Origin of the sequence: Gimesia sp., assembly GCF_048262075.1 — a bacterium.
Taxonomy (GTDB): Bacteria; Planctomycetota; Planctomycetia; order Planctomycetales; family Planctomycetaceae; genus Gimesia.
In genome coordinates this window covers 1-12,211 of the sequence record NZ_JBLXFK010000035.1, presented here as the reverse complement: position 1 = coordinate 12,211, position 12,211 = coordinate 1, and the positions used below count along the sequence as shown (strand labels likewise).

Below are 12,211 nucleotides of genomic sequence, written 5' to 3'. Positions count from 1 at the left end.
ACTAGTACCAGAACCACCGTTATACAAACGATAAGACTGATTATATAACCCCTTACCGTTATATGAACTCCAACTACCGGTCTTGCTGAAGCCTGCATCCCGCTCATCAATAATCGCAACAAAACTGTCATCATTCGTGATCGTCCCGATCGCAGATTCAGTGGCGTCACTTCCAGCAAACGTCACTCCCTGCCCGCTGTCGTTCAGATCTGACAATGTGACCTGGAACGTTTCATCCAGTTCAACCGAGGTATCGCCGTAGACATCGATCGTGATGACTGCACTGGTATCGCCTGCGGCGATGGTGAAAGCCTGCGAACTTAACGCACCGTAATCTCCCTCTGCTGCACTGGCAGTAAGGTCTGAAGTGGAGACATTAAATGTGACATCCGCTCCCATTGCAGCAGATAAATTCGCGTAGAAATAGAGGGTTTGGGTTCCCGAATCATCTTCTACAAGATCGACGTCTGAGATCGAAAGCGACGTTAACATCTCGCGTGCTTCTAAAACGTCAACTGTCGTGATTTTGTTTTGCTGGATTGCCTGCCAGCGTTTTCGAATTGAGCGGCGGATGCGAGAATTAGAACGGGGACGATGGCGAATACGGGTCACAAGAGCACTTAACCAGTTCGTTATCAGCACGGTGAACTCCTCTCAACGCTTGAAATGGTCAGATTTTTTTTGATTAAAACAAGCAGAATTGCATTCAGATTTGAAGAAGGGAAAACAGGAGTGATTCACACATTCACACAACACAGTCGAACACACCTATCCATTTTGATAAGTTCACATACATACCCTTTCAAAACTTATTAATCTATACAAATATTTTGTTTTTTCAAATTTTCATACAACTACAACATGATCACAATGTCACAATTTAATGCATATACCTACACGCCATACTGTTCCAACAGATACAGTCTCCACTTAGATGAAATTATTTGTTAAGATGAGTTGAGATGATCAGACCAGATCAGAAAACTTGAAGCAGAAACAATTGTTTGAGTTGTATTGATATATTTTTTGTCGAAGAGATTTGAGTCACCAGCGAATCAACACAGCGATTCAGCCATCCTCTATTATCTCACTGAACCAGTTCATACATCCTCTGAATTGTGATGGTAGAGTGGGGGCAGGTCGAATCGGGGCTACCGAAATACTGATGAGTTACCAGCAGACTTTAAAATCCACCATGCAACCTTTATCCAACAAAGAAATCAATTGAATAATCCGTAGTCCGATAAAGTGTCCGATTCGTTGTCCGATTTGACCTTCCCCCCGTTTCTTGATCCATGCGGAATGCGAGAGAATTTGTTATCTTGTATTCAGGAAAAGGATCAGATCTATGAAACGAAAACGCTACACAGAAGAACAAATCGCCTTTGCTTTACGTCAGGCAGAATCAGGAACTCCGGTAGTGGAAGTGACCCGCAAGATGGGTATTACCGAACAGACTTTTTACCGCTGGAAGAAGAAGTATGCGGGAATGGGGGTTGCCGAGTTACGACGCCTGAAGCAACTTGAGGAAGAAAACAAGAAACTGAAGCAGCTTGTGGCCGATCTCAGCCTCGATAAGAAGATGCTGCAGGATGTCGTCCAGGGAAAGGTATGAGGTCTGATCGTCGTCGAGTAGTGGTGAAGCGGCTTCAGGTCGGTTATTGTCAAAGCGAACGCCGTGTTTGCAGGGCATTGAACTTTCCACGAGCCAGCCACCGCTACAAAAGTGTTCGAGACGAAAGGACCGAATTACGTATCCGGTTACGTGATCTGGCTGGCACTCGCGTGCACTACGGATATCGGCGATTGCATATCCTGCTTTCGCGAGAAGGTTGGCACGTCAATCACAAACTAGTGTACCGGCTCTATGTCGAAGAAGGCCTGCAAATGCGTCGAAAACGCCCCCGGCGGAATCAAAGCTGCCAAATTCGAAAAACACGGCAGCAAGCCAGTCGTACCAATGAGAGTTGGAGCATGGACTTCATGGCCGATCAACTGTTTAACGGGCAGCGGTTCCGGCTGCTGACGTTAGTCGATAACTTTAGTCGTGAGAGTCTGGCCATTCAGGTGGGAACACGGCTGACTGGAGATGATGTGGTGGCAGCTCTGGATCGAGTCAAAGCGGCTCGAGGCTGTCCTCAGTCGATCCGTGTGGATAACGGCCCTGAGTTCATTTCGAAGAGTCTGGACTGGTGGGCTTACTTCAACAAAGTGACTCTGGATTTCAGTCGGCTGGGAAAACCAACCGACAATGCGTATATTGAATCGTTCAACGGGCGAGTTCGCCAGGAATGTTTAAACCAGCATTGGTTTTTAAGCCTGACAGACGCTCAGGAGCAAGTTGACCAGTGGCGGCTGGACTATAACGAAAACCGCCCGCACAGTTCCCTGGGTAATCAGACCCCAGCGGAGTTCGCGAAAAAATCATCCCTGGCGCGCCAGGGATGATTTTAACTTGGATCTCTAACATTCCAACTGGTACAAGGTTGGGGGCAAGGTCATCCCTTTGGAACTACAAACGGATTAAGCGGCAAAGCGTTTAAAGTTCTCCCAGCTGTCCAGACATCAAATGGTGCGTTTAAATATGAAAGAAAATGCCTGGCTGTCTGCTTCCAGTCAAACATCAGCATTGGAACACGCTGAATTGTTAATTGCTTCATTATCTGAGCAACACAATTAGTCTTTCCACTTCCAGAACGACCACAAATCACTGTGTGCTGTGTGAGCTCTTTTTTGCGAAGACCAAGAGGCCAGCGAACTTTGTCATAAAGAATATTGCCAAGGCTAATCTCACCACGAGCGATATCTTCCGGAGGCAGTGATAACAGTACACCTGCAGGAGCTCCGCTTAAGATTTTCTGTGCTTGAAAACGAATCTGTTGCTCAAGCATTCTTTTTATCTCAGGACTTCCCATCAAAAAAGACCGCCGCCACCTCTCCACCTGGTCAGGCATCAATGGATAGAGCTTCTGCAACATCTCAGTTAGTTGCATCAAATCTCTCACCCCCAGACTCAGAAGCCCCAGCACCACCAACAGAATAATCCGGAGCCACCTGGACCCAATTATTCCATTCATTTAGAAGGCGAGATTTGATTTCAGTCATTTTCCGATTGTAGTCAGAAACTAAATACCCAACACTTTGTTCTATTTGAGACAAAGTATAATTCAGGCTATTTGCCATCTGCTTTCGATCACGCCAAATCTCCATAGAATGATTTGGCTGAGGAGCTAGATTGAGTTTCTCAGATTCTATTTCGAGCCTTTTCTTTTCAAGACGTTTGAACTGAGTGTTAAAACTATTCCGAGAACCATCCAACTCATGAAGAAGCAACTGAATCTGCCTCTTTATTGCAGTGATTGGCTCAGGGTCATTTAAGAAGTTCTTACCTTCAACAAGGTTTCTACATTTCTGTTCTAGCGATTCGAAGAATTCCATGAGAATAAGGAATCTAAACGAAAGCAGGATATAAATAGTTTTGTGTGTTCCAAGCCCTGCCACTAAAACCAGGAAGCAAGTTCAGGCTGTCGACCAGTATTGTTGAATTTTTTCTACAAGAGCCTTGGCATATTTGTAATCATTCATTCGCCCATTAGCAGAATGACGATTTGCAAAAGCATAAGAAATAACGTCCTTGTTTATCCTCAAGAACTCATCAGGATTAAAGAATCCCTTTCCGGATTGAGAACTAATGTGAGAGTACCACTCACATCCCAAAGGCTTGTTCTCTTTATAAGCTTGAATTGCCGCACCAGCTGACCGTACCGTAAAATACCCACTACTTTCGGCTATCACGGCTGCTGTAAGCGAAGAAAATACTCGCACATAATCTTCCGGAACTTCCAATCTTCGATTAGTCATTTGATGACGAATGCATCAGGTTATAAATATCTTTCGTTAAGAAGCTTAGTTCACTTTATTCCCTGCTCCCCTCATTTGCGTATTCAAATTAACTCCATACTGCCCAAAAACAAAAAGGTAGTACAACAGCCAACCAAGGATTATTGTAATTCATATCATGATTAAGAATCGCTAGACTTCCAATGAACCAAAACATACAAAGTCCGATTATAAATGTAAACAACGGCCAGAAAACGTAGCGCCTGCCGGGGAGTGGCAAATCGGTATAAAAACGTAGCGCCCAGATGACCACCTGCTGGTTTTGGGTCAGACTCTCAGTACATGAGTCAGTTCTGATCCGGAAACAGCGGGGGGCAAGGGTGATTACAGATATGGAGTTATGGGGTGAGATCCGTCGGCGTGTTTTGACCGGAGAAATCAGTCAACGCGCTGCTCGTACCGAGTACGATATTCACTGGGACACGCTACAAAAAATTCTGACCTACTCGGAGCCGCCGGGATACCGGCTGACTAAGCCCCGGCCTTCCAAGCTGGCGCCGTTCCTGCCGATCATTCATGAGATTCTGCAGAGTGACCGGAACGTTCATCGCAAACAGCGTCACACGGGGAAACGCATTTTTGAACGCCTGCGGGACGAACACGGGTATTCCGGTGGAATCACGATCGTGCAGGAAGCGATTCGTGACTGGAAAGCACAGTCCCGCGAGGTTTTCCTGCCGCTCCGCCATCCCCCGGGCGAAGCCCAGGTGGACTTCGGCTTTGCCGATGTCTGGCTGGACGGCACACTGACCAAAGTCGCCCTGTTTGTGATGACGTTACCTTATTCGGATGCCATTTTTATCCAGGCCTTTCCCCGGGAGTGCACAGAATCCTTTCTGGAAGGACACAAACGGGCCTTTGAATTTCTGGACGGTGTGCCGCAGCGAATCAGCTATGACAATTCGAAAATCGCAGTAGCCAGTCTGGTAGGGAACCGTGAGCGAAAAGTAACGACCGAGTTCCTGCGTCTGAAAAGCCATTTTCTGTTTGACGATCATTTCTGTCTGGTACGACGACCGAATGAGAAAGGGCATGTCGAGCGGTTACTGGATTATGCCCGCAGCAACTTCCTGGTCCCCGTCCCCCGGGTTGCTTCTCTGGAAGCCCTGAACCAGCAGTTAGTGCAATGCTGCCGGCACGATCTGCAGCGTCAGTTGCGGGGACAGACCTCCCCCAAACACAGCCTGCTGGCGGAAGAACAACGGCAGTTCCTGCGTCCTCTGCCACAGCAGATGTTCGAAGCCTGCCGGCTCGGACAGGCTCACGCGGACTCCCTGTCGCTGGTCCGCTTTGATACCAACAGCTACTCGGTCCCCACAAAATACGCGCATCGTCAGATCACCATCGTGGCCACCATCGCCGAAGTCCGGCTGGTCTTTGAAGAGACGTTAATCGCCCGGCACCAGCGGGACTGGGGACGGGAACAGACCCGTTTTAACCCGATTCATTACCTGAGTTTACTGGAATGGAAGCCGGGAGGCTTTGATCATGCCCGCCCCCTGGAAGACTGGGATCTGCCGGTCTGTCTGGGCATTCTCCGCCGCCGGCTGGAAGCCGAACTGCAGTCAGCCGGCACGCGGGAGTTCATCAAGGTGCTGCGTCTGCTGGAACGTCATCCGCTGCCCACGCTGAAACGTGCGGTGGAACACGCGCTGGCCATTGATGCGACCCGCGCTTCTGCCATTCGCCTGATTCTGGAATACCAGCAGGAGTCACCGCTGACTCTATTCAGCCTGGAAGGCCGTCCCCACCTGAAGCTGGTACAGGTGGCTCAGACGGATGTTTCTGCTTACCAGTCCCTGTTAATCGGAGGTTAAACGTGACCAGAAAACAAACCAAAAGTCTGGTGCTGCTGCAGCACCATCTCAAAAACCTGAGGCTGCCCACCATCCTCAGGGAATGCGAAAAGATCGCCGCGCGTTGTGCCACTGATAATGTTGATCATCTGGGCTACCTGTTGCAGTTGTGTGAACTGGAACTGATAGAACGGGAACGCCGGGCTGCCGACCGACGTCTGAAGGAAGCCAGATTCCCGACGTACAAGACCCTGGAAACGTTCGATTTTCAGTCCCAGCCCGGCCTCAACAAACTGCTGGTCAGCGAACTGATGCGGGGTGAGTTTATCGAGCAGCGGGAGAATATCCTGCAGGTGGGCAATTCCGGCACCGGCAAAACGCATCTGGCAGTGGCTCTGGGGATTGCCGCCTGCGGCCAGGGAAAGCGGGTCCGCTTTTATCAGGTCACAGAACTGATTACCCAGTTAATGGAAGCCCGCGAACAGCGGGAGCTGACCCGCCTGAAAAAGCAGATCGCGAAACTCGATCTGCTGATCCTGGATGAACTGGGTTATGTCCCCGCCAGTAAACTCGGCTCTGAACTGCTGTTCGACGTGATCAGCACGGCCTATGAACGTTTCAGCCTGATCGTGACGACCAATCTGCCCTTTGAAAACTGGACCGAGGTACTGGGCAGCGAACGGCTGACGGGAGCCACACTCGACCGACTCACCCATCGCTGTCATATCCTGGAAACCACCGGTGAAAGTTACCGGTTACAGGACGCCAAACGGCGGCACACAAAAAGCTCAAGCAAGAAACCGTTACTGACGAAATAACAAAAGACCACGCATTCGTCCCAACACAGCCACATCCGGACGAATCCAACACAGACAGCGCTACGGTTTTCAACCGGCAGGCGCTACGTCTTCTGACCGTTGTTTACATACGGAACTCGGGAGGTTCGAATCATCGGGTTATTCAACCGATGTGCAAGTCGTGGGTAGTCTAGCCTATCTATCCGATCGTTTTTACGGCCTGCGAGTTCTTGATATCAGTAATCCCACGAATATTGTCGAACTTGGATCCTTTTCAGCAACTGCTAATGAAGTACAAGTGGTAGGTATCACTGCCTACCTCGCCGCTGGTGCTGAAGGTTTACTTGTATTAAATATCAGCGATCCCAGCAATATTTCTGTCCTCGGAAGTTTCAACACACCATCATATGCTAAGGGAGTGCAGATCGAGGGGAATGTAGCCTACATCAACGATGGTTCTGCAGGCTTGCGAGTGTTAAATATCAGTTACACAGCTAATATAACAGAGTTGGGATACTTTGATACTGCAAATACTCTCTATGCAATGCAGGTTGTTGGAAGTCTGGCCTACGTTGATGATTATATTGCAGGCCTGCAAGTTCTAGATATTAGCGATCCCAGCAATATTTCTGTATTAGGAGACTTTGATTCTAGCGGTACGGCATTAGAGATCCAGGTAGTTGGAAGTCTCGCATATCTCGCAAATGCTCCCGGTTTGACAGTATTAGATATCAGCGATCCTGCGAATATTTCTCAGCTGGGAGACTATGATACACCAGGAAACCCCCGCGGTGTACAGGTAGAAGGAAGCATTGCCTATCTCACCGATGAATCTGGAGGTTTGCGTGTATTAGATATCAGCAATTCCGCCAGCATTTCAGAAATTGGTACTTTTGATACTCCCTCGCACGGTGAGTCGAACAACATACATTTGCAAGGCAATATTGCATATGTCGCTGGTGGTCATTCAGGCATGCGAGTGTTAGACATCAGTGATCAGAAAAATCTTAGCGAACTTGGTACATATTCAGTTAATGCTATCGATGTGCAAGTGGTTGGAAACATTGCCTATATCGCCGCCGGTTCAGATGGGTTAATTGCATCAAATATTAGCGATCCGGCAAATATATCAATGGAAGGAATTTTCAATACACCAGGTTACGCTGTAAGCGTGCAGGTTGTAGGAGATACCGCCTATGTTGCCGATAATGACAGCCTGCGTGTGCTGGATATTAGTGACCCTGCTAGTATTACCGAATTGGGATATTATAACACATCTGGTAGCTCATTGGATGTACAGGTTGTCGGGACTATCGCCTACATCATCGATCTCTCTGAAGGACTGCGTGTATTAGACGTCAGCGATCCTGCTAATATATCGGAGTTGGGATTTTTTAATCCAACCGGCTTTGTTCAAACGGTAAATGTAGAAGGGAGTATTGCGTACATCACCGATCATTCATTTGGTCTTCGCGCGTTAGACATCAGTGATCCCACGAATATTTCTGAAGTGGGAACCTTTGAAACGCCTGCTAATCCATATCTTGTATCGCCTAATTACGCAAAAGATTTAGAGGTGGTTGGGGAACTCGCTTACCTCACTGATGGCTTTCAGGGACTCCGAGTGCTGGATATCAGCGATCCTACAAATATATCTGAGCTGGGAGTCTTCGATACCCAGGGGGAAGCAAGGGGAGTGTTGGTCGAAGACAATTTTGCCTATATCGCCGATGGAGATTTTGGAGTTGCAGCTATAAAACTTCTCTCTTTGACATTACAAGCCACCGGCACCATCCTCAATGATGAACCCGATCCGCTCTTCGGCTCCGCCTCTCCTGACACGACGATTAACACATCCCTCGTCATGACACCCACATCCACCAACTCCAACGGTGAAACGGCCTCGGTGCCGGAGAGTGAAACCTGGATTGATGAGTGGGACAGTTTCTGGGTCGAAGTCTGGGGGAATACGACCGATGGCACCGGCATCAGTGGCGGAGTCTTTGATCTGGACTATAACACCGAATACTTCACCGCCACCGAAATTGAATATGGGGCTGCCTTCGGGGAAAACTCCACTGCCCTCATTGATGATGAAACCGGGATTGTAGCCGGCATCAGCGGCGCGAACAGTCTCGATTCCCTGGGGGGCAGTGATCAGGTGCTGCTGGCGAGGGTGAAGTTTGAATCTCTGGACGATGATAATGTCGCCATTAATCGGGAGACCGGCTATCTCGGGCCACATGACCTGGGACTGCGGGTGATGAATGCTCACCTTGGCATCGTCAATGAAGAGAGCGTGAATCCGACCATCCTGACCAACCCGGCTACCGACCTGTGGGCGGTTCCGTATGACGTGGATGACAATGGTATGATCAACCATCGCGATCTGATTACACTGATTGGTATTTACAATGATTCGGTATTTGATGCTGCTGCTAACCTGGCCTGGACACTGGATTTTGACAAAAGTACGACAGTGAACCACAGAGACTTAATCCAACTGATCACAAACTATGGAAAGTCCAAGTTCAACGATAACAACGTCACATTCCCTGCCAATTTCCCGCAAAAATGGTATGGACCTGAAGTGGAAGCTGAGGGAGAAGACACATTTGATGAAGTCATTGATGCCGCCGTTGATGAATGGAAAGAAGAGCTGGGGGTCGAAGACCTTAGTATCCAGGTCGTCGTAGCCGATCTGGCTGATCAACAGCTTGGCGGTGGCCAGATTCTGGAACTCGACGAAAACGGCATCCCGATTCGCGGTCGTGTCTACATTGATGATGACGCCACGGGAATCGGCTGGTATTCATCCATTGAAGGTGCTTCCTTTGACGAAAATGGACTGGCACTGCCCGGCTCTGCTGCCGAAGGACATTACGACTTATATAGTGTGCTCCTGCATGAAATCGGTCACGTGGTCGGCTTCACCAGTAGTTACACTGCCTTCAGCGATCTGGTGGAAACCAACGAAAATGACGAGACCCTGTTTGTCGGCTCCGACTTCCTTGTTCAGTTGACCGATGATGGCGTACACATTGATCAGCCCATCGATCTAATGAATCCCACGTTAGACCCCTCCACGCGTAAAACAATTTCTGCCCTTGATATCCAGATTCTTCAAGAGGTTTACGCGAATGCAGCGGGTGCTTCTCTCGATTCGTCTGCACAAGCCATGATTGATGCCCACCTGCATTTAACGGCTAATAATCCAGCAACGAAGAAACCAGCCATCAAACAATCCGACTCGGAAACAGAAGTCTTTGCTGCATCCAGCTATTACCAGGAAGTTCAGCAACCTGCCTCTATCGAGACGGACGACAAAGTCTACCAGGGACTGCTGTTCACAGCCGAACCATTGGTGACAGCAAATTCAAGCACTGACAAAAATGAGTTCGATGGATCCCTGCTGAACATCGTTGAAGATTCGGACAATCTCTTTGCAGTTGCGGAAGAAAAATCGAATACCGATGATGATTACCTCTCCCGCTTTGAATTCATCAATGAAGAACACGAATACGATTTCGAACAGGAATTCACTGAAGAAGAAGAGTTGAACAGTGTCTTCTCAGACTGGTCAGGACCGATCATTTAGGGTCATCGCATTTTAGATTTGCGTCTCTCCTGCTATGATACTCGGTTCAGATCTCCTTGGAGAAACTACAGTAAAACCGGACACAGTCTCAGAGTGATTCGAGCAGGCTTGGTCCAGAGATCAGTTACATGTATAAGCCGAAATACTCACCAGCCTCGGCTTGCCTTCTAAAGTATCATAATAGGCAATAGAAGATGCAGACACATCAAAAAAGGAAGCACCAAACATCGCTGTGCAAAACCCATTGAGGGGGACTGTTGCCTGTACTCTGACGGCGAGCAGGTTTCCCGTAGATCCCGCATTGAATTCATAAACGGAACCACTGGTGATTAAGTCGCCGAAGATTAGATTACCCGCACATGAGCCGTTTTCGTTAGGCGTATTTCCGGAATTATAGTTTGAGTCAAGCGGCACAGGAACTCCCAGAACCGTGTTGGCCGCAGCATAATCCACGCCGACTTCGCGAGGAATTTCAGTCGAATAATTACTGAGATTTCGCATACTATTCCACTCGCACACAGCAGCTAATGCTGCAGAGTCAAGCGCATCATTCAACTCAACCTGGGCTTCCCACAAAGTTGCCAGTTCCAGGACTGCACAGAAAAATGTCAGAAAAAATGATCCCCAGATCACCAGCCAGAGAATCGCGATCCCACGCCGATTCTTTTGAGTTTGTCTTTGCTTGGTATCAATTCGCTTCATGATAATGTTCAACCGGAAACTAACGCTGGTTACGTCCAATACAAACAAGCAGACAGTCGGGTTGCCTTAAAATATTTTGTTTTGCCTCTTGGATTCACGAAGTAATCCACTCACGCAAAAGGTAAAGTCATGATTAACCGGATGCTGAAAAACAACATCTTAAAAGTGTTCCTGTCACTTTTCCGTTTCTAAAAAACACACTTTTCAGGATATCGAAGTACTGACTCACTGTTTTAAAAGTATAAGGATTTTGATTCTCATTTTTTGTTCCGCAGATCAACAGCCACGCGTTTTGAGTTTTCAATTGAAAGAGAGCAGGACCATCCACACTTAAACATCTTTCACGCCCAAGTAATCACGGTATTTCGCTTCTGTTCCTAAGGTACGATTGTCAGATCGCGAAGTCCCACTCCATAGCTTGGGCCAGTGCCAGTAGAAGGTCCCGAAAACTCAGTACGGTTGCCGGTTGTCGGGTCGATCGCAATGATTGACTGGAGGGCGTTGTCAGATACGAGTATCGTCCCGTCATCCTGTTCGGCAACCCCCTGTGGTGACACCATTGGTGAACCACTCCCCTTGCCTACTCCGGAAATCTGTATTCGGCTGACGGTGGTTACGTTGACAGAAATAAGATTGAGATTGCCGACAATCAGCAGATTACCAGACATGTCAAAAACAGCGTCTGTCGGATTACCAATCCTCTCCGTGACAGGTGTTGTGACCATATCCGCGGTAATCAGGGTCCGGTTGCCAGTGATGCTGTCGACTTCGTACACACCAGCAAAAGAGGCTTTCCCCACGACATAGATTCCCCCCGTGGAACTAACAGCAACTGTATCCCCCGTGGACCAGACAGAACCAATCCCCACTGTGGAACTTGAAAGTACTGTCCGATCGCCAGTCGCGGGATTGATACGAATTAAACCAAATGGGTTAGTCAGCGCGAGCAGTGTCCCCGAAGGCTCCAAGGCCAATCCCGTGATATTCAATAATGACGCTCCACTGCCAACGGGTGTCGCTGGATGGGAAGAGGAAAGAACCGTCCGATCTCCTGTAGCGGGATCAACGGCAACAACCGACTGCAGATAAAGGTCCGAATAAATAATCCGCTGATTTGTAGCATCCCAGAGAATATCAGTCGGCCCCAGAGGAGTTGTTCCTGTTCCCATTAGAGAACTCGAGGTTATCGAACGATTCGCATTATCCGGGTCGACAAGTGAAATGGAAGCAGGACCAGGTGGGATGCTGCTGGCTACATAAATATTGCCTACATAATCCTGTGTTTGTGGCTCAGCGTAAGGCCAGGTTGTCGTTTGTGAGATTCTTTTATCTGCAAGTGAAAAACCTAAAGTCGACAGTAAATCAGGCGCCAACTGATCCATCTCCACACAAACGGTAACACGAACAGCGGCAAGGTT

Annotated in this window: 10 protein-coding genes; 4 read left to right on the top strand and 6 right to left on the bottom strand. The window is 48.4% G+C overall.

Features of this window, described 5'->3' with window-relative positions; all coding sequences use genetic code 11:
- On the bottom strand, positions 1 to 642 hold a 642-nt coding region (locus tag ACN0YH_RS27840), incomplete at its 3' end, for a Calx-beta domain-containing protein (protein ID WP_417382879.1).
- Between the two features lie 706 nt (positions 643 to 1,348).
- Here ACN0YH_RS27840 and ACN0YH_RS27835 point away from each other — a divergent pair.
- Positions 1,349 to 2,448, top strand: a protein-coding gene (locus ACN0YH_RS27835) for an IS3 family transposase (RefSeq protein WP_417382878.1) whose coding sequence is annotated in 2 segments (ribosomal slippage) — positions 1,349 to 1,613 and positions 1,613 to 2,448 — 1,101 coding nt in all. Because the reading frame shifts where the segments join, the coding sequence is not laid out codon by codon here.
- A gap of 50 nt (positions 2,449 to 2,498) precedes the next feature.
- Here ACN0YH_RS27835 and ACN0YH_RS27830 read toward each other — a convergent pair.
- The 3 genes from ACN0YH_RS27830 to ACN0YH_RS27820 form a co-directional block, all read right to left on the bottom strand.
- Complete coding sequence (locus tag ACN0YH_RS27830) at positions 2,499 to 2,993, bottom strand: helicase HerA domain-containing protein (RefSeq protein ID WP_417382877.1); 495 nt, start codon at positions 2,991 to 2,993, stop codon at positions 2,499 to 2,501.
- Complete coding sequence (locus tag ACN0YH_RS27825) at positions 2,980 to 3,438, bottom strand: hypothetical protein (protein ID WP_417382876.1); 459 nt, start codon at positions 3,436 to 3,438, stop codon at positions 2,980 to 2,982. Before ACN0YH_RS27825 ends, ACN0YH_RS27830 begins: the two co-directional genes overlap by 14 nt.
- Before the next feature lie 81 nt (positions 3,439 to 3,519).
- Positions 3,520 to 3,861, bottom strand: a complete 342-nt coding sequence (locus ACN0YH_RS27820) for a hypothetical protein (RefSeq protein WP_417382875.1) — start codon at positions 3,859 to 3,861, stop codon at positions 3,520 to 3,522.
- 359 nt (positions 3,862 to 4,220) lie between these two features.
- Here ACN0YH_RS27820 and istA point away from each other — a divergent pair, with 359 nt between their 5' ends.
- The 3 genes from istA to ACN0YH_RS27805 are packed head-to-tail and all read left to right on the top strand — an operon-like array spanning position 4,221 to position 10,091.
- The gene (gene istA / locus ACN0YH_RS27815) at positions 4,221 to 5,717 is read left to right on the top strand and encodes an IS21 family transposase (protein ID WP_417382874.1); all 1,497 of its coding nucleotides are present in this window, start codon (positions 4,221 to 4,223) and stop codon (positions 5,715 to 5,717) included.
- A 2-nt stretch (positions 5,718 to 5,719) separates the two neighbouring features.
- Complete coding sequence (istB, locus tag ACN0YH_RS27810; protein WP_417382873.1) at positions 5,720 to 6,514, top strand: IS21-like element helper ATPase IstB; 795 nt, start codon at positions 5,720 to 5,722, stop codon at positions 6,512 to 6,514.
- A 13-nt stretch (positions 6,515 to 6,527) separates the two neighbouring features.
- Positions 6,528 to 10,091 (top strand): hypothetical protein, encoded by a 3,564-nt coding sequence (locus ACN0YH_RS27805; RefSeq protein WP_417382880.1) that lies wholly within the window; start codon positions 6,528 to 6,530, stop codon positions 10,089 to 10,091.
- A 120-nt stretch (positions 10,092 to 10,211) separates the two neighbouring features.
- Here the strand turns inward: ACN0YH_RS27805 and ACN0YH_RS27800 are convergent, their stop codons facing one another.
- The gene (locus tag ACN0YH_RS27800; protein WP_417382872.1) at positions 10,212 to 10,793 is read right to left on the bottom strand and encodes a hypothetical protein; all 582 of its coding nucleotides are present in this window, start codon (positions 10,791 to 10,793) and stop codon (positions 10,212 to 10,214) included.
- Between the two features lie 377 nt (positions 10,794 to 11,170).
- A partial coding sequence (locus ACN0YH_RS27795) for a hypothetical protein (RefSeq protein WP_417382871.1) occupies positions 11,171 to 12,211 on the bottom strand: 1,041 nt, incomplete at its 5' end.